Genomic DNA, 16,669 nt, shown 5'->3' on the forward strand with positions numbered 1-16,669 from the left:
GCTTTCCCTGACAAACGATTAATGCAGCGACGGCTTGGCCACAGCCGGCTCATCCGCTTTTTTGGTTTCGGAGAACAGCAGCAGCGGGGCAACCCGCAGATATTCCATGACTTCCATGTAGTCGCTTTCGCCGTCTTCGGACTCTTCCAGGGCGTCTTGCACCTGGGAAATGGCGGCCAGATCCTGCAACACTTCGGTGGCTTCGGTGCTCAGCATGCTGCTATCACGGCAGTTGAGGCCGAAACCGCTGAGGAAGCCCTGGCACCATTGGCCCAGTGCAGCGGCACGGTCAGCCAGCGGCTCGTCATCGGTCGGCAGCAGCAGAACGACGGTCACGTCGTCGCCAGTGAGCTCGCCCTTGACCATCTCCTGCAAGCCGATCAAGGCATTGCGGACATTATCCTGTGGCTCGTTTTCGAGCAGCTCGGCGGCATCGATCAACCATTCTTCTGCATTGAAGCCGGCCCCGGCGCAACTGCGTCCGAGCAGCAGGCCATGCAGTTCGGCAGGCGAGACGTTATGACCGCTGGAAGTCAGCAGTGTGGCGAAAGCTTGGTACGGGGAATTCTGAATGGGCATGGGCAGCTAGGCGCCAGACGGCGCTATGTCTAGAATGAAGGCCTTGTATCCTACATCGACAGACTCGCCAAGACTATTAAAGGCTGTCCGCCAGCTACCACTCATCAGACTCAATTTTCAGTGGACATAATGGAAGACACCGACCTGCAAGCGCTGATGGCCAGACTCGAACTGCTAATTAGTCGAGTCGAGCAACTTAAGAGTCAAAACGGACTCCTATTAGCTCAGGAAAAAACCTGGCGCGAGGAACGCGCTCACCTCATTGAAAAGAACGAAATCGCCCGGCGTAAGGTCGAATCAATGATTTCGCGCCTCAAGGCCCTGGAGCAAGACTCATGAGTTCAAGCAATAGCGTTACCGTGCAGATCCTCGATAAAGAATATTCGATCATCTGCCCCCAGGAAGAGCGCAGCAACCTGGTGAGCGCCGCCCGTTACCTGGACGGCAAGATGCGCGAGATCCGCAGCAGCGGCAAAGTCATCGGCGCAGACCGCATCGCCGTGATGGCCGCGTTGAACATCACGCACGATCTTCTGCACAAGGAAGAACGCCCGGATGTGCAGGCCAGCGGCTCGACTCGCGAGCAGGTTCGCGACCTGCTGGACCGCGTCGATCTGGTGCTCGCCACCGATCCGGACGTCACCAAGGGCTGAAACACGAAACCGCTTGGGGTATACTCGCCACACTCCCTGGGGTGCTTGCCAGTTGACCACGTCCCTGAGCCGATTCGCACTACCCTGGAGGCTGCACGTTGGGCTGGTGTGCATGTCCGCTAGACGGAAAGCCTTAAAGCCTACTGCATCTTCCACCTTGAACTTTCGGGTTCAAGGGCTAAGTCAGCAGCGGTTCATCCGGGGAGCCTGATTCCAGTCCGATGCCGGTTTAAATACCGGCATCGGCTTTTTTACGGGTACGCTTTACGTATCCGTCCTGTCGAAGCCTGAATCCATGACCGAACCTGCGCTGCTGCCCCGCCCGCAACTTCGACGCATGCTGCGCAAGGCCCGCCGCGCACTGACCCCCAGTCAGCAACGCCAGGCGGCTCGCGGGCTCTACAAGCAATTGGCCCAGCAGCCGCTGTTTCGCCGGGCAAAACACATTTCTCTTTATCTGCCCACCGACGGTGAAATCGACCCGCGTGTTTTGCTGCGCGCCGCTCAACGTCGGGGCAAGGCGACTTATCTGCCGGTGCTCAGCGCCTGGCCGCGCACCAAAATGGTGTTCCAGCGGATTCGTCCCGGTGAAAAACTGAAACCCAACCGCTTTCGTATTCTCGAACCCCGGCACAACCTCGCCCGCCAACGCAAAGTCTGGGCGCTGGACCTGGTGTTGTTGCCATTGGTGGGGTTTGACGATGTAGGCGGACGCCTGGGAATGGGCGGCGGTTTCTACGACCGAAGCCTCGCCTACCTGGCGCGGCGAAAAAACTGGCGCAAGCCGACGCTGTTGGGGCTGGCCCATGAATGTCAGAAAGTAGAACGATTGGCGCAGGCGAGCTGGGATGTGCCGTTGCAAGGAACGGTGACCGACAAAGCGTGGTATTTCGCAGGCTAGACGCCACCGGAATCAGCGGCGTCCGAAAGACAGTCTCAGCGCTTGAAGGCCGACGGCTGTTGTTGCTGCGCGATTTCGATCGGTGCGTTGGTCTTGTTGTTCCACAGGCTTTGGGCATAGCCGGTGGTCACGACGCCGAGGCCAAACAAAATAACCAAAATCCATAGTAAATCCGGTTTGCGTTTCATCGATTGCCCCCCAAAGGCACATCAACACGATGACAGCAGCGGTTCCGTTTTAGGTGTAGGCCGTGCAGCAGCGTCAAGCTTAGAAGGCCGGCATTTTGCGACAACGTGAACTGACACGCAAACGCTGGCGTCAACCGACTGTCGGTTTGTCATAAAAACGCCCGACAACTTGCCCACTCACCTCGCAAGGAGCAAAAACCATGGCCTACTGGCTGATGAAATCCGAGCCCGACGAACTCTCGATCAAAGACCTTGCGAAGCTCGGAAAAGCGCGCTGGGACGGGGTTCGCAACTATCAGGCACGTAACTTTTTGCGGTCGATGGCGGCGGGCGACGAGTTTTTCTTCTATCACTCCAGTTGCCCGGAGCCCGGGATTGCCGGAATCGGCAAAATTGTTCAAGCGGCGTATCCGGACCCAACGGCGCTGGAGCCGGAAAGTCATTACTACGATCCAAAGGCCACGCCAGAGAAAAACGCCTGGAGTGCCATTGATGTTGCTCATGTCGAGACGTTTGCCAAGGTGTTGAAGCTGGATTATTTGAAGCAGCAGACGGCGTTGGCGGAGATGCCGTTGGTGCAGAAAGGCTCGCGACTGTCGGTGATGCCCGTTACCGCTGAGCAATGGGCTGCGGTGCTGAGCCTGCGCTGAAAAAACTGCACCGCCCGCCGCCCTGACTTGGATCGGTCAGGCGCGACACCCAGTTGACAGATATCAAGTCGCCCCCGCCGCTTGCCTGTCAGACTACGACGCTACAGACGCAGGATGCAGACATGTCGATTCACAGCCGCTCTTCACTTTTCTTCGCCTTTTTACTGGGGGCTTTGCTGCTGGCCGCAGGGGGCTTCGGTTATTGGAAGTCGACCCTTAGCCGACTGCCCGAAGGGTTGTATGTCGGTAATGGTCGACTTGAAGCCACTGAAGTGCAGATCGCCAGCAAGACACCCGGCCGGCTGGCCGAAGTCCTGGTGGATGAAGGCGACAAAGTGACCAAGGGTCAACTGCTGGCACGCATGGACACCCGGACCCTCGAAGCCCAGCGCAACCAGGCTGAAGCCGAAGTGATACGCGCCCGGGAAAACCTCAATGCCGCCCAGGCCAATGTGCAATTGCGCCAGAGTGAGCAACGGCTTGCCCAGCAAGAGCTCAAACGCTCCCAGGAATTGTTCAAGCGCGGTTTCGCCAGTGGCCAGATCATCGATCAACAGCAGTCACGGTTCGACACCGGCAATGCGGCCGTCACGGCAGCCCGCGCGCAGGTGTCCGCCGTCGGCGCAGCCATTGGCGCGGCACAGGCACAAGTCGCTCAGCTGACCAGCGAAATTGACGACAGCAGCCTGCGGGCCCCCATTGACGGGGTGATTCAGCTGCGCATGGCCGAACCCGGCGAAGTCCTCGGCGCCGGTGGCCGGGTTTTGTTGCTGATCGATCCGAACGATCAGTACATGAACCTCTATCTCGCCGCCTCCGTCGTCGGACGCCTGGCGGTCGGTGATGAAGCGCGGATCCTGCTGGACGCCCTGCCCGGCAAGCCGTTGCCGGCGAAAATCAGCTTCGTGGCAGCCAAATCGCAGTTCACCCCCAAAGAAGTCGAGACCCGCGACGAACGTCAGAAACTGGTGTTTCGGGTCAAGCTCCGCCTGACCCAACCCAGCAGCGTGCCCCAAGCCAAACCGGGGATGCCCGGTAACGGCTACGTGCGCACCGCGCCCATTGGCTGGCCGGCCAATCTTCAATGACCGGCCTGGCGCTGCATGCCGAAGGCCTTCAGCACCGGTACGGCCACCAGCAGGTGCTGACCGACATCACGTTCAGCTTGCCCGCCGGCACCCGATGCGGGTTGATCGGTCCGGATGGCGCGGGCAAATCCAGCCTGCTGGGTTTGATCGCCGGCGTGAAGACGCTACAAGTCGGCCAACTGGACGTGCTCAGCGGCTCGATCCAGGACCGGCGCCACCGCAACAGCCTCTACTCGCGAATCGCGTTCATGCCCCAAGGCCTGGGCGGCAACCTGTATCCCGAGCTGTCGATCAGCGAGAACATTCACTTCTTCGCCACCTTGTTCGGGCTGTCCGGGGCCGAATGCGATCAGCGCATGCAAAGTCTGCTGCTGGCCACCGACCTGCTGCGGTTTGCCGAGCGCCCGGCGGGCAAGTTATCGGGCGGCATGAAACAGAAGCTCGGCCTTTGTTGCGCACTGATTCATGAGCCCGACCTGCTGATCCTTGATGAACCGACCACCGGCGTCGACCCCTTGTCCCGGCGACGCTTCTGGGAGTTGATTGATGACGTCCGGCGTCAACGCCCGCAATTGACGCTGCTGGTCGCCACCGCCTACATGGAAGAGGCCGAGCAATTCGAACACTGCCTGATGCTCGATGGCGGCAAACTGATCGCCGCCGGTTTGACCCGCGATCTCGGGGCTGTGACCCCCAACGGCAAGCTCGATGAGGCCTTTACCCACTTTCAGGGCGACACCGGCCGTGACAACCAGCCGCTGGTGATCCCTGCCCGAACCAACGCCACGGCCGACATCGCCATCGAAGCCCATGACCTGACCTTGCGCTTCGGCGATTTCACGGCGGTGGACAAGGTCAGCTTCGCCATCGGCCGCGGCGAGATCTTCGGGTTTCTGGGCTCCAATGGCTGCGGCAAAACCACCACCATGAAAGTGCTCACCGGGCTGATCCCGGCCAGCGAAGGCAGCGCCACGCTGCTGGGCAATCCGGTAAACGCCAAGGATTTAGCCACCCGCAAACGCGTCGGCTTCATGTCCCAGAGTTTCTCGCTCTATGGCGAGCTCAGCGTGCGGCAGAATCTGGATTTGCACGCCCGGCTGTTCGACTTGCCCAAGGCCGAGAGCGCGCAACGCATCGACGAGTTGATCCTGCGCTTCAACCTGGGCAGCGTCGCTCATCAGCCGTCCGGAGCACTGCCACTGGGCCTGCGCCAACGGTTATCCCTGGCGGTGGCGGTGCTGCATCGCCCGGAAGTGTTGATCCTCGACGAACCGACGTCTGGCGTCGACCCGGCGGCCCGGGATGATTTCTGGCGGCTGCTGATCGAACTGTCCCGCGAACAGGGCGTGACGATTTTCCTGTCCACGCATTTCATGAACGAAGCCCAGCGCTGTGACCGCATCTCACTGATGCACGCCGGCAAGGTCCTGGCCTGCGACACCCCGGCAGCCCTGCAACAGCAGTTCAAGGGCCAGACACTGGAGGCGGCGTTCGTCACCTGCCTGGAGCAGGCCCAAGGCCCGATCGCTGCGGCGACGCCGCCAACGCCCATCGACACGACGCTCGCACCCGCCACACCGAAGCAAGATAGCCGCTTCAGTTTTGGACGATTACGGGCGCTGGCGAGTCGTGAAGGCAAGGAGTTGCTGCGCGATAAGGTGCGCATGGCGTTCGCCCTGCTCGGGGCGATGTTCATGATGGTGATCTTCGGCTACGGCATCTCCCTGGATGTGGAAAAACTCGCCTTCGCGGTTTACGACCAGGACCAGACGCCACAAAGCCGGGCGTATCTGGAGGCTTTCCGCAGCTCCCGTTATTTCGACGAACAACCGCCCATCAGCGATGCAGCGCAATTGCATCGACGATTACAGCGCTCGGAAATCAAACTGGCCCTGGAGATCCCGCCGGGATTCGGCCGAGACCTGTTCGCCGGTCGTCAACCCGCGGTGGCGGCCTGGTTCGATGGCGGTATGCCGTTTCGCGCCGAAACCAGCCGCAATTACGTGGAAGCGGTACACCAGGCCAACCTGGTGCAATTGGCCGAGCAGTCCAGCACCGCACTGAACCGGCAAACGGCAGCCCAGCTGGAAACCCGCTTTCGCTACAACCAGGATGTCGTCAGCGTTAACGCCATCGGCCCCGGGGTGATGGCGCTGATCCTGGCGTTCATCCCGGCCATGCTGACAGCGCTGGGCATCGTGCGGGAGAAAGAACTGGGCTCGATAACCAACTTCTACGCCACACCGCTGACGCGACTGGAGTTCCTGTTAGGTAAACAAGCGCCGTATCTGGCTATCAGTCTGATCAACCTCGCCGTCCTGACAGCCATGAATCGCTGGCTGTTCGGCGTGCCTTTCAAGGGCAGCGCCCTGACCCTGGCCTTCGGCGGGCTGCTCTACGTGCTGGCGACCACCAGCATGGGCCTGTTGATTTCGGCGTTCACCCGAACCCAGATTGCCGCCATTCTCGGCACCATGATCATTACCAGTCTGCCGACCATTCAGTTTTCCGGCTTGATCGTGCCGCGCTCGTCGCTTGATGGCGCGGCCGCTGTCATGGGGATGCTGTTTCCGGCGGGCTACTTCCTCGATATTGCCGTTGGCACGTTTACCAAGGCCCTGGATATCCGGCAGTTGTGGCCGCAATGCCTGGCATTGTTCGGGTTCTTCCTGGGGTTTACCGGCCTTAGCCTGGCCATGCTGAAAAAGCAGGAGGCCTGATGCACAAGCTTGCGCACATCCTGCGTCTTGGCCTCAAGGAACTCACAAGCCTGCGACACGACAGCGTGTTGCTGCTGTTCCTGTTCTATGCCTTCACCGTCGCGATCTACATGCCGGCCGCCGGCTCGGTGATCGGCGTGCACAACGCCAGCGTGGCCATGGTCGATGAAGATCACAGCCACCTGTCACGACAATTGGCGCAAGCCCTGCAGCCGCCGGAATTCCAGCCGCCGGTGTCGCTGCCCTACGAACAACTGGACGAAGTGCTGGACAGCGGGCGATTCACTTTCGTCATCAATGTCCCGGCGAATTTCCAGGCGGACCTGTTGGCTGGCCGCCAGCCGGCGGTGCAGGTGAACGTCGACGCCACCGCCATGAGCCAGGCATTCATGGGGGCGGGCTACATCGGACGGATTTTCCAGCGCGAATTGCTGACCTACAGTGGCCAGGGCGATGCGGCGAGCAAAGCCCCCGTGCTGCTGACCACCAGAGCGCTGTTCAATACCAACCTGGAGGGCGGCTGGTTCCTGGCGGTGATTCAAATCGTCAACAACATCACCATCCTCGCCATCATCCTGACTGGCACAGCCCTGCTGCGCGAGCGTGAACACGGCACTCTCGACCATTTGCTGGTGCTGCCCCTCACGGCGCTTGAAATCATGCTGGCGAAAATCTGGAGCAACATGCTGGTGGTGGTGCTGTGCACTTGGGTGTCGCTGGAGGTGATCGTCAAAGGTGCACTCGGCGTGCCGCTAGCCGGCTCCATGACCTTGTTTTTGCTGGTGACGGCCGTTTATCTGTTCGCCAGCACAGCGCTGGGAATATTCCTCGCAACCCTCGCCCGCTCGACACCGCAATTCGGCCTGCTGGCGATTCCGGTGATCATCCCGATGTTGCTGCTCTCCGGGGGCAGTACGCCGCTCGACAGCATGCCGCAATGGCTGCAATGGGTCATGCAGGGCTCGCCATCGACGCACTTCGTCAGCCTCAGTGCCGCGATACTGTTTCGCGACGCGGGTATCAATGTGGTGTGGCCGGACTTGCTGGCATTGAGCGCCATTGGCCTGCTGTTTTTTACAGTTGCGCTGATGCGGTTTCGCAAGAGCCTGGCGTCTTGAAAGACCGAGCCCGCTCCCACAGGAACTGCGCAGAGCCCTGTGGGAGCGGGTTTGCCTGCAATGAGGCGCGCCCGGGCCGCGAGAGAATTACTGAATAATGAGGTTGTTGAACAACAAATCCTCAACCACCGGCTTGCCGGTCTCATCGTTCATCACTTGCTGAGTCTGTTTCAGGGCTTCCTGACGCAGCTTTTCCTTGGCTTCAACGTTGCTCATCGCTTCGGTCGTCTGCTGGGCAAACAATGCCACCAGCTGATTGCGGATCAACGGCTCATTGGCCTTCACCGCCTTAGTCGCCTCGTCACCGGTCACCCGCAAAGCCACATCGGCCTTGTAGACCTTGAGCTTGGGCGTACCGTCCAACCCGTAGTTGCCCACGAACGGCGGGCTCAGGGTGATGTAATTGACCTTCGGAGCTTCACCTTCTTTGGCTTCTTCGGCCATCGCTGCCACGGGCAGAGAGAGGGCCAGCAACAACATGATCCACGCTTTCACAATTCGCTCCTTATCCGGTTTGCGGCCTAGCATAACGACCCGCCGCTCAAGCACAAGCTTATGGCTGGCTATCAGGGTCGGGCATGCTCGTTGACCCATCGACTCACACACCTACACTTATCGGCCATCACTCCCAAAGGAATAGCCCTGATGAAAGCCGTGCTGTGCAAAGCCTTCGGCCCTGCCGAATCGCTGGTGCTGGAAGACGTCGCCAGTCCTGTCGCGAAGAAGAATGAAATCCTGCTGGACGTGCATGCCGCCGGGGTGAATTTCCCGGACACGCTGATCATCGAGGGCAAATACCAGTTCAAGCCGCCCTTCCCGTTTTCGCCGGGTGGCGAAGCGGCCGGTGTGGTCAGCGCGGTGGGCGAAAAGGTCAGTCACCTCAAGGTCGGTGACCGAGTCATGGCCCTGACCGGCTGGGGCAGTTTCGCCGAGCAGGTCGCCGTGCCGGGCTATAACGTGCTGCCGATCCCGCCCTCGATGGACTTCAACACCGCCGCCGCTTTCAGCATGACCTACGGCACCTCGATGCACGCACTCAAGCAACGGGGCAATCTGCAACCGGGTGAAACCTTACTGGTGCTCGGTGCTTCCGGCGGTGTTGGCCTGGCTGCGGTGGAAATCGGCAAAGCCATGGGCGCCCGCGTGATCGCCGCCGCCAGCAGTGCCGAAAAGCTTGCCGTGGCCAAGGCGGCCGGCGCCGATGAACTGATCAACTACAGCGAAACCAGCCTCAAGGACGAAATCAAACGCCTGACCGACGGCCAGGGCGCCGACGTGATCTACGACCCGGTCGGCGGTGATCTGTTCGACCAGGCCATCCGCGCCATCGCCTGGAATGGCCGCTTGCTGGTGGTCGGTTTCGCCAGCGGACGCATTCCGGAACTGCCGGTGAACCTGGCGCTGCTCAAGGGCGCAGCCGTGGTCGGCGTGTTCTGGGGTTCGTTTGCCCAACGTCAGCCGCAGGACAACGCGGCGAACTTCCAGCAGTTGTTTGGCTGGTTTGCCGAGGGCAAGCTGAAGCCGTTGGTGTCGCAGGTGTATCCGCTGAGCAATGCGGCGCAGGCGATCAATGACCTTGGCCAGCGCAAGGCGGTCGGGAAGGTGGTGGTTCAGGTTCGCTGAGCGTGAAAAAAGTGGCCTGGATTGTCCAGGCCGCTTTTAGTGCCTTGGATTAAAGCAACTTACGGATATCTTCCGGCAGCAAGCTCATGTACTTACGAACCGGACTCGCCCGACAATCCCTGACAATTTTCGGCACGCGCTTATTGAGCTTGGCAATCAATGCCAAGCGCTCCTCATTCTGTAACTGCGTCGTATAAATCACGTTCGACAAATAAGCACGTGTGTGATCAAACACGGCTGAATCAACCCACGCGTACTCCGGAAAATCGATCAACGCCTCGTTGAGGTCACGACACCTCAATTGCTTGAGCCACGTGTTGGTGTGAATGGGTGTGTCCAGATCCAGCCTGAAAACCATTGGGGCCATCACTTCCTGCTCAGCAGGTCTGCCGCCTTCGACCGTCCAGGGTTTGAAACGCCACTGCGTAAGCGCCTTCCGGACCGCTTCAGCCAGATCGGGATGATCACTTTGCAGAATGCTCAATTTATTGACCGAACCATCGGCATACACGGTGAATCTGGCCCTGACTTCACCGGTGATCCCGGCTCGGAACAGCTCTTTAGGGTAAATCGGCTTCGGATTGTTTTCAGGGATCAAAAATACCTCCCCAGCCCGAACGCCCACAGACCCAACCAATAACAGCACAAACGCCAGCCACCGCATAACCCATCCCCTTCACCACTGAAATGCCAATCCCGACACCAGCACAAAGGTTAAGACCCAGCGGCCCGAAACAGAACGCAGCGATTTCCTGTTCGGTCGAAGGACATTTCCCAAAGCTCTGTCCTACTCCAGACCGAAATGCGTCATCAACCGCCGACCGAGACGATTCCCACAACGCCCTTCACTTATACCTGTGCGACATGTTCATAAAGGAACACGCGATCGCCCACATTTCCCCTGTTTGGTCGATGCGAACCGGTGCTATTTTCGGTAACGAAACTGTAACATTCGCATCCGCAGTCAAAACAAGAAATCTGGAGCTCTTGAATGTTTGCTTTCTTTCGTCCTGCCGCACATCAGGCTCCATTGCCTGAAGAAAAAATCGACGACACCTATAAACGCCTCCGCTGGCAGATCTTCGCCGGGATTTTCATCGGGTATGCGGGTTACTACCTGCTGCGCAAGAACTTCACCCTGGCGTTCCCCGATCTGATCGCCCAAGGCTATACGAAGGGTCAGCTGGGTGTGGCCATGTCGGCGATTGCCATCGCCTACGGTCTGTCCAAGTTTCTGATGGGCATCGTGTCCGACCGCTCCAACCCGCGTTACTTCCTGCCCTTCGGCCTGGTGGTTTCTGCCGGGGTGATGTTCGTGTTCGGTTTCGCGCCGTGGGCGACGTCCAGCGTGACCATGATGTTCATCCTGTTGTTCATCAACGGTTGGGCACAAGGCATGGGCTGGCCGCCGAGTGGCCGCACCATGGTGCACTGGTGGTCGCAGAAAGAGCGCGGCGGTGTGGTGTCGGTCTGGAATACCGCGCATAACGTCGGCGGTGGCTTGATCGGCCCCTTGGCGATTCTCGGCATGGGCTTGTTCAACGACTGGCACAGCAAGTTCTACGTCCCGGCCGCCGTAGCGCTGCTGGTCGCGGTCTTTGCGTTCATTGTGATGCGCGACACGCCACAATCGACTGGCCTGCCGCCGATCGAGAAGTACAAGAACGATTACCCGGAAGGCTACGACGCTAGCCACGAAGAAGAATTCAGCGCCAAGGACATCTTCGTCAAATACGTGCTGCGCAACAAAATGCTCTGGTTCATCGCCCTGGCCAACGTCTTCGTCTACTTGCTGCGCTACGGCATCCTGGATTGGGCGCCGACCTACCTCAAAGAGGTCAAGCACTTCGACTTCGACAAGACGTCGTGGGCGTATTTCCTCTATGAGTGGGCAGGCATTCCGGGCACCTTGCTGTGCGGCTGGATGTCGGACAAGGTTTTCCGTGGCAACCGTGGCCTGACCGGCATGGTGTTCATGGCATTGGTGACCGTCGCGACGATCGTGTACTGGCTGAATCCGCCGGGTAACCCGATGGTCGACATGATCTCGCTGTTCGCGATCGGCTTCCTGATCTACGGTCCGGTGATGCTGGTGGGCTTGCAAGCGCTGGAACTGGTACCGAAGAAGGCTGCCGGTACAGCCGCTGGTTTTACCGGTCTGTTCGGCTATTTGGGTGGCTCAGTCGCGGCCAGTGCGCTGATGGGCTACACCGTGGACTACTTCGGCTGGGATGGCGGCTTCATCCTGTTGGTATCCGCCTGCTTGCTGGCAATGGCATTCCTGGCTCCCACGCTGGGGCACAAGCAAATCGCCAGTCAGACCCGCGAAGAAGCGATCGCCTGATCGGCTTTTGATTGGCAGCGCTTGAGCCGCGCCTCCAGATTCCGGTCTGGCATGGCGTGGCTACGCAGGGCGTTGGCGGTCTGCTCGACATAATCGCGAGTAGTGCCGTAACGCCCGCAAGCGTTTTCGAACACGTGGCTCAGCACATGATCCGGTAAGTTGCCGGCATAGCTGGGCAAGTGTCGCTCCAACACAAACCCCAACGCCTGAACCTGGCTTCCGTCTTCGAGACGGCAGTTGAGCCAGTGTGGGCGATAGGACGGAAAGGGCATTTCGCGCTGCCACAGTGCGTAAAGCGAGGCTTCCAGTTGTTCTTCGGGCAACCGATAAGCGAAGCCGCTGCAAGAACCGCCGCGATCCAGGCCAAAGACCAAGCCAGGGACTTCCGGCGTGCCGCGATGTTCGTGGGACCACAGGTACAACCCGCGATGGTAGCCATGCACTCGGCCGCGCACTCGCTCCACCGCCGCGCATTCAGGGCGCCAGATCAGCGAACCATAAGCGAATAACCAGACGGGTCCGCCCTTGTGTCGAGCCATGGTCGACTGCATCGAGCTGAGCAATTGTTCGTGCGTAAGCTGCGGCCCCAGATCGAGCCGCGGAGGGTAAGCCAGATTCAGAAAAGCAGATTCAATGGCACTCATGGCGAATAGCGTTCAGCTCCCCGCGGATAAAGAATTACTTAATAGAACGCACCGCTGTAACAATAAGGCACATATGTTTTAAGGCAATTTAAGTGCCATGGCACAGTTCTTAAATAATGACCTTGCTGGATATAACCTACCGGTATTTATATAAATCTATAAATACCGATCGGCTATATGGGGAGTTATAACGACTAGGAGCGTGGATCAAGATCACGGATCAAGATCGAGGATCAAGATCGAGGCGCGTAGGCAAAGACGTCGGCGCGCATCTGGTGCGCATCCATCCCCGCGTCGACCAACGCATCCAGCGTGCCGTAGACCATGGCCGGTGAGCCGCTGGCATACACGTGCAGCGCTTTCAGATCAGGGAAGTCCTCACACACCGCCTCATGCAGCATCCCGCAACGCCCCTGCCAGCCGCATTGATCGCTGACGACTTTATGCAGGAACAGATTGGGCAGTTTCAGCCACTCATCCCAGTGCTCGATTTCATAAAAGTCTTCAGGCCGGCGCACACCCCAATACAGATGCACCGGATGCTTGAAACCCGCGGCCCGGCAATGTTCGATCAGACTGTGGATCTGGCCCATACCGGTGCCAGCGGCAATCAGCACCAGCGGACCGTCCGGCAGTTCCGCCAGATGGGTATCGCCGAACGGCATCTCGATGCGCACCATCGGATTGCGTTGCAGTTGTTCGATCAGGTTCAGCGCACTGCTTTCGCGCGCCAGCACATGGATTTCCAGGTCTCGCCCGGCATGGGGTGCCGAGGCCAGGGAGAAGGCGGATTTCTCGCCGTTCTCGCGCTCGATCATCAAATACTGACCCGCGTGATAACGCGGTGGCTTGCCGGCTGGCGCCCGCAGATGCACGCGAAAGGTATCGCCGCCGACGTCCCTGCATTCAATGACCTGACACGACAAGCTGCGCACCGGCAATTCTCCCAGCGCGAGCACGCCATCCCACAGCACGATGCAGTCTTCCAGCGGCTCTGCAATGCAAGTGTAGAACTCACCATGGTCGCGCACACCGCCTTCCTGTTCGACCCGCCCTTCCACGAGCAGTGCAGCGCACACGTGGCAATTGCCGTTGCGGCAGCTTTGCGGGCATTCATAGCCCAGGCGCCGCGCGCCATCGAGAATCCGCTCGCCGGGCAGAATCTCTAGCACTGCTCCGGAGGGCTGCAAGGTTACACGCATCAATCTATTCCTAACTGATTCCAGATGGCATCGATCCGTTGGGTCACGGCGTCGTCCTTGACGATCACCCGGCCCCACTCGCGAGTGGTTTCGCCCGGCCATTTATGCGTGGCATCGAGCCCCATCTTCGAGCCCAGTCCGGAGACCGGCGAGGCGAAGTCGAGGTAGTCGATCGGCGTGTTGTCGATCATCACCGTGTCACGCTTGGGGTCCATGCGCGTGGTGATGGCCCAGATCACGTCGTTCCAGTCGCGTGCGTTGATATCGTCATCACAGACGATAACGAACTTGGTGTACATGAACTGTCGCAAAAACGACCAGACACCCAGCATTACCCGCTTCGCGTGGCCCGGATACGACTTCTTCATGGTCACGATGGCCATGCGGTACGAACAACCTTCCGGCGGCAGGTAGAAGTCAGTGATTTCCGGGAACTGCTTCTGCAGGATCGGCACGAACACTTCATTCAGCGCCACGCCGAGAATCGCCGGCTCATCCGGCGGACGGCCGGTGTAGGTGCTGTGGTAGATCGGTTTGATGCGGTAGGTGATGCGCTCGACGGTGAACACCGGGAAGCTGTCGACTTCGTTGTAGTAACCGGTGTGGTCGCCGTAAGGGCCTTCATCGGCCATTTCGCCCGGATGGATCACGCCTTCAAGGATGATCTCGGCGGTCGCCGGGACCTGCAAGTCGTTGCCACGGCACTTCACCAGTTCGGTGCGGTTGCCGCGCAGCAGACCGGCGAAAGCGTATTCGGAGAGGCTGTCCGGTACAGGCGTCACGGCGCCAAGGATGGTCGCCGGGTCAGCGCCCAGTGCCACGGAGACCGGAAACGGCTGACCGGGATGCTTTTCGCACCACTCACGGTAATCCAGCGCGCCGCCCCGGTGGCTCAGCCAGCGCATGATGACTTTGTTGCGGCCAATGACTTGCTGACGGTAGATGCCGAGGTTCTGACGGTCCTTGTTCGGACCTTTGGTGACGGTCAGGCCCCAAGTGATCAGCGGGCCGACGTCGCCTGGCCAGCAGGTCTGCACCGGCAGCATCGCGAGGTCGACGTCGTCGCCTTCGATGACCACTTCCTGGCAGACCGCGTCTTTGACCACCTTCGGTGCCATGGCGATGATCTTGCGGAAGATCGGCAGCTTGGACCAGGCATCTTTCAGGCCTTTCGGCGGCTCGGGTTCCTTGAGGAACGCCAGCAGCTTGCCGATCTCGCGCAATTCGCTGACCGCTTCTGCGCCCATGCCCAGCGCCACGCGCTCAGGGGTGCCGAACAGGTTGCCGAGCACCGGGATGTCATAACCCGTGGGCTTTTCGAAAAGCAGGGCTGGACCTTTGGCCCGCAGGGTGCGGTCGCAAACCTCGGTCATTTCGAGCACTGGGGACACCGGAACCTGGATGCGCTTGAGTTCGCCGCGCTTTTCCAGGCCGCTGATAAAGTCGCGCAAGTCGCGATACTGCATGCGTGAGCCTCGTGTTGGCCGTGCCGTTCGGGGGTGGCAGTTTAGCGCCGAACCCCTCTATTCAGAACCATGAACTGCCGGTTCATCAAAAATCAGATAGCAAAAAGCCGGGTTTCCCCGGCTTCTGCTGGTCTATCGACTTACTTGCGTTTCATCGACAGGAAGAACTCATCGTTGGTCTTGGTCGTTTTCAGCTTGTCGACCAGGAACTCGATGGCAGCGATTTCGTCCATCGGGTGCAGGAGCTTGCGCAGGATCCACATGCGTTGCAACTCGTCGTCGGCTGTCAGCAACTCTTCGCGGCGGGTGCCGGAACGGTTGATGTTGATGGCCGGGAAGACGCGTTTTTCGGCGATGCGACGATCCAGCGGCAGTTCCATGTTGCCCGTGCCTTTGAATTCTTCGTAGATCACTTCGTCCATCTTGGAGCCGGTTTCAACCAGCGCGGTGGCGATGATGGTCAGCGAACCGCCTTCCTCGATGTTCCGCGCGGCGCCGAAGAAACGTTTCGGTTTCTCCAGGGCGTGGGCATCGACACCACCGGTGAGTACTTTGCCGGAGCTCGGGATCACGGTGTTGTAGGCGCGAGCCAGACGGGTGATGGAGTCGAGCAGGATCACCACGTCTTTCTTGTGTTCGACCAGGCGCTTGGCCTTCTCGATCACCATTTCGGCAACCTGCACGTGGCGGGTTGGCGGCTCGTCGAACGTCGAGGCGACCACTTCGCCGCGCACGGTGCGCTGCATTTCGGTCACTTCTTCCGGACGTTCGTCGATCAGCAATACGATCAGATGAACTTCAGGGTTGTTACGAGCGATGTTGGCTGCGATGTTCTGCAGCATGATCGTTTTACCGGCTTTCGGCGGTGCAACGATCAGACCGCGCTGGCCTTTGCCGATCGGGGCGCACAGGTCGATGACACGACCGGTCAAGTCTTCGGTGGAACCGTTGCCGGCTTCCATCTTCATGCGCACGGTCGGGAACAGCGGGGTCAGGTTCTCGAAGAGAATCTTGTTTTTCGCGTTCTCTGGACGGTCGTAGTTGATCGTGTCGACCTTGAGCAGCGCGAAATAACGCTCGCCTTCCTTCGGAGGGCGGATCTTGCCAACGATGGTGTCACCGGTGCGCAAGTTGAAGCGACGGATCTGGCTCGGCGAGACGTAGATATCATCTGGGCCGGCGAGATAGGAAGCGTCAGCGGAGCGCAGGAAGCCGAAGCCGTCCTGGAGAATCTCCAGCACGCCATCACCGGAGATTTCCTCGCCGCTTTTCGCGTGCTTTTTGAGCAGGGAGAAAATCACGTCCTGCTTGCGCGAACGGGCCATATTTTCTATGCCCATCTGTTCGGCCAATTCGAGCAGTTCGGTAATCGGCTTTTGCTTGAGTTCAGTCAGATTCATATAGGAATGACGTAATCATTTATGGAGGGGGGGGAAATTAAGCTTTTGGCTTAATGAGGCCGCGCCGCAGAGAAGGCGACAGGATCGCGTACT

General features: G+C 59.5%; 17 protein-coding genes and 1 other RNA gene. 10 read left to right on the top strand and 8 right to left on the bottom strand.

The window, feature by feature from the left end; translation table 11 throughout:
* Nucleotides 1–18: 18 nt before the first annotated feature.
* Complete coding sequence (locus ACA068_RS28180) at nucleotides 19–579, bottom strand: YecA/YgfB family protein (RefSeq protein ID WP_497306273.1); 561 nt, start codon at nucleotides 577–579, stop codon at nucleotides 19–21.
* A 129-nt stretch (nucleotides 580–708) separates the two neighbouring features.
* Here ACA068_RS28180 and ACA068_RS28185 point away from each other — a divergent pair, with 129 nt between their 5' ends.
* The 4 genes from ACA068_RS28185 (at nucleotide 709) to ACA068_RS28200 (ending at nucleotide 2,133) form a co-directional block, all read left to right on the top strand.
* The gene (locus tag ACA068_RS28185) at nucleotides 709–918 is read left to right on the top strand and encodes a TIGR02449 family protein (protein WP_007942437.1); all 210 of its coding nucleotides are present in this window, start codon (nucleotides 709–711) and stop codon (nucleotides 916–918) included.
* Entirely contained in the window at nucleotides 915–1,232 is a 318-nt protein-coding gene (locus ACA068_RS28190; RefSeq protein WP_007942435.1) for a cell division protein ZapA, read from the top strand. Before ACA068_RS28185 ends, ACA068_RS28190 begins: the two co-directional genes overlap by 4 nt.
* 30 nt (nucleotides 1,233–1,262) lie before the next feature.
* A non-coding RNA gene (gene ssrS, locus ACA068_RS28195) (6S RNA) lies at nucleotides 1,263–1,441 on the top strand.
* Nucleotides 1,442–1,527: 86 nt separating this feature from the next.
* On the top strand, nucleotides 1,528–2,133 hold the full coding sequence (locus tag ACA068_RS28200; protein WP_046045124.1) for a 5-formyltetrahydrofolate cyclo-ligase: 606 nt from the start codon (nucleotides 1,528–1,530) through the stop codon (nucleotides 2,131–2,133).
* Between the two features lie 35 nt (nucleotides 2,134–2,168).
* Here ACA068_RS28200 and ACA068_RS28205 read toward each other — a convergent pair whose 3' ends face one another.
* A complete protein-coding gene (locus ACA068_RS28205; RefSeq protein ID WP_497306275.1) occupies nucleotides 2,169–2,321 on the bottom strand; it encodes a hypothetical protein in 153 nt (50 codons plus the stop codon).
* Nucleotides 2,322–2,521: 200 nt separating this feature from the next.
* Between ACA068_RS28205 and ACA068_RS28210 the strand changes: the two genes are divergently transcribed.
* The 4 genes from ACA068_RS28210 (at nucleotide 2,522) to ACA068_RS28225 (ending at nucleotide 7,897) form a co-directional block, all read left to right on the top strand.
* Nucleotides 2,522–2,971 carry an EVE domain-containing protein gene (locus ACA068_RS28210; protein WP_497306277.1) on the top strand — a complete coding sequence of 150 codons (450 nt, stop codon included), beginning with the start codon at nucleotides 2,522–2,524 and terminating at the stop codon, nucleotides 2,969–2,971.
* 122 nt (nucleotides 2,972–3,093) lie between these two features.
* The gene (locus ACA068_RS28215; protein WP_497306279.1) at nucleotides 3,094–4,059 is read left to right on the top strand and encodes an HlyD family secretion protein; all 966 of its coding nucleotides are present in this window, start codon (nucleotides 3,094–3,096) and stop codon (nucleotides 4,057–4,059) included.
* Entirely contained in the window at nucleotides 4,056–6,779 is a 2,724-nt protein-coding gene (rbbA, locus tag ACA068_RS28220; protein ID WP_497306281.1) for a ribosome-associated ATPase/putative transporter RbbA, read from the top strand. The genes ACA068_RS28215 and rbbA overlap by 4 nt, the downstream gene beginning before the upstream one ends.
* Nucleotides 6,779–7,897, top strand: coding sequence for an ABC transporter permease (locus tag ACA068_RS28225; RefSeq protein ID WP_497306283.1), 1,119 nt, complete (start codon nucleotides 6,779–6,781; stop codon nucleotides 7,895–7,897). Before rbbA ends, ACA068_RS28225 begins: the two co-directional genes overlap by 1 nt.
* Nucleotides 7,898–7,984: 87 nt before the next feature.
* On the opposite strand, the gene ACA068_RS28230 is transcribed toward ACA068_RS28225, so the two are convergent.
* The gene (locus ACA068_RS28230) at nucleotides 7,985–8,392 is read right to left on the bottom strand and encodes a flagellar basal body-associated protein FliL (RefSeq protein WP_109635761.1); all 408 of its coding nucleotides are present in this window, start codon (nucleotides 8,390–8,392) and stop codon (nucleotides 7,985–7,987) included.
* 150 nt (nucleotides 8,393–8,542) lie between these two features.
* Between ACA068_RS28230 and ACA068_RS28235 the strand changes: the two genes are divergently transcribed.
* On the top strand, nucleotides 8,543–9,520 hold the full coding sequence (locus ACA068_RS28235; RefSeq protein ID WP_007899393.1) for an NADPH:quinone oxidoreductase family protein: 978 nt from the start codon (nucleotides 8,543–8,545) through the stop codon (nucleotides 9,518–9,520).
* 49 nt (nucleotides 9,521–9,569) lie between these two features.
* Here ACA068_RS28235 and ACA068_RS28240 read toward each other — a convergent pair whose 3' ends face one another.
* Nucleotides 9,570–10,184, bottom strand: coding sequence for an energy transducer TonB (locus ACA068_RS28240; protein ID WP_497306285.1), 615 nt, complete (start codon nucleotides 10,182–10,184; stop codon nucleotides 9,570–9,572).
* Nucleotides 10,185–10,511: 327 nt separating this feature from the next.
* Here ACA068_RS28240 and glpT point away from each other — a divergent pair, with 327 nt between their 5' ends.
* The gene (glpT, locus tag ACA068_RS28245; RefSeq protein WP_497306287.1) at nucleotides 10,512–11,864 is read left to right on the top strand and encodes a glycerol-3-phosphate transporter; all 1,353 of its coding nucleotides are present in this window, start codon (nucleotides 10,512–10,514) and stop codon (nucleotides 11,862–11,864) included.
* On the opposite strand, the gene ACA068_RS28250 is transcribed toward glpT, so the two are convergent.
* The 4 genes from ACA068_RS28250 to rho all read right to left on the bottom strand — a co-directional run bounded on the left by ACA068_RS28250 (nucleotide 11,837) and on the right by rho (nucleotide 16,576).
* Nucleotides 11,837–12,508, bottom strand: coding sequence for a gamma-glutamylcyclotransferase (locus tag ACA068_RS28250; RefSeq protein WP_083375495.1), 672 nt, complete (start codon nucleotides 12,506–12,508; stop codon nucleotides 11,837–11,839). The two genes, glpT and ACA068_RS28250, sit on opposite strands and share 28 nt — an antisense overlap.
* 233 nt (nucleotides 12,509–12,741) lie before the next feature.
* Nucleotides 12,742–13,710: a CDP-6-deoxy-delta-3,4-glucoseen reductase gene (locus tag ACA068_RS28255; RefSeq protein WP_497306289.1), complete on the bottom strand. Its 969-nt coding sequence runs from the start codon at nucleotides 13,708–13,710 to the stop codon at nucleotides 12,742–12,744.
* Entirely contained in the window at nucleotides 13,710–15,176 is a 1,467-nt protein-coding gene (gene ubiD / locus ACA068_RS28260) for a 4-hydroxy-3-polyprenylbenzoate decarboxylase (protein WP_497306291.1), read from the bottom strand. Before ubiD ends, ACA068_RS28255 begins: the two co-directional genes overlap by 1 nt.
* A gap of 140 nt (nucleotides 15,177–15,316) precedes the next feature.
* Nucleotides 15,317–16,576, bottom strand: a complete 1,260-nt coding sequence (gene rho / locus ACA068_RS28265; RefSeq protein ID WP_007942421.1) for a transcription termination factor Rho — start codon at nucleotides 16,574–16,576, stop codon at nucleotides 15,317–15,319.
* Nucleotides 16,577–16,669: the final 93 nt, after the last annotated feature.

The organism is Pseudomonas sp. LBUM1660 (genome assembly GCF_059695935.1).

What these genes read in the sequence shown, in the direction of transcription:
- ACA068_RS28180 (WP_497306273.1), bottom strand. Translation starts at nt 579, where the DNA reads ATGCCCATTCAGAATTCCCCGTACCAAGCTTTCGCCACACTGCTGACT.
- ACA068_RS28185 (WP_007942437.1), top strand. Translation starts at nt 709, where the DNA reads ATGGAAGACACCGACCTGCAAGCGCTGATGGCCAGACTCGAACTGCTA.
- ACA068_RS28190 (WP_007942435.1), top strand. Translation starts at nt 915, where the DNA reads ATGAGTTCAAGCAATAGCGTTACCGTGCAGATCCTCGATAAAGAATAT.
- ACA068_RS28200 (WP_046045124.1), top strand. Translation starts at nt 1,528, where the DNA reads ATGACCGAACCTGCGCTGCTGCCCCGCCCGCAACTTCGACGCATGCTG.
- ACA068_RS28205 (WP_497306275.1), bottom strand. Translation starts at nt 2,321, where the DNA reads ATGAAACGCAAACCGGATTTACTATGGATTTTGGTTATTTTGTTTGGC.
- ACA068_RS28210 (WP_497306277.1), top strand. Translation starts at nt 2,522, where the DNA reads ATGGCCTACTGGCTGATGAAATCCGAGCCCGACGAACTCTCGATCAAA.
- ACA068_RS28215 (WP_497306279.1), top strand. Translation starts at nt 3,094, where the DNA reads ATGTCGATTCACAGCCGCTCTTCACTTTTCTTCGCCTTTTTACTGGGG.
- rbbA (WP_497306281.1), top strand. Translation starts at nt 4,056, where the DNA reads ATGACCGGCCTGGCGCTGCATGCCGAAGGCCTTCAGCACCGGTACGGC.
- ACA068_RS28225 (WP_497306283.1), top strand. Translation starts at nt 6,779, where the DNA reads ATGCACAAGCTTGCGCACATCCTGCGTCTTGGCCTCAAGGAACTCACA.
- ACA068_RS28235 (WP_007899393.1), top strand. Translation starts at nt 8,543, where the DNA reads ATGAAAGCCGTGCTGTGCAAAGCCTTCGGCCCTGCCGAATCGCTGGTG.
- ACA068_RS28240 (WP_497306285.1), bottom strand. Translation starts at nt 10,184, where the DNA reads ATGCGGTGGCTGGCGTTTGTGCTGTTATTGGTTGGGTCTGTGGGCGTT.
- glpT (WP_497306287.1), top strand. Translation starts at nt 10,512, where the DNA reads ATGTTTGCTTTCTTTCGTCCTGCCGCACATCAGGCTCCATTGCCTGAA.
- ACA068_RS28250 (WP_083375495.1), bottom strand. Translation starts at nt 12,508, where the DNA reads ATGAGTGCCATTGAATCTGCTTTTCTGAATCTGGCTTACCCTCCGCGG.
- ACA068_RS28255 (WP_497306289.1), bottom strand. Translation starts at nt 13,710, where the DNA reads ATGCGTGTAACCTTGCAGCCCTCCGGAGCAGTGCTAGAGATTCTGCCC.
- ubiD (WP_497306291.1), bottom strand. Translation starts at nt 15,176, where the DNA reads ATGCAGTATCGCGACTTGCGCGACTTTATCAGCGGCCTGGAAAAGCGC.
- rho (WP_007942421.1), bottom strand. Translation starts at nt 16,576, where the DNA reads ATGAATCTGACTGAACTCAAGCAAAAGCCGATTACCGAACTGCTCGAA.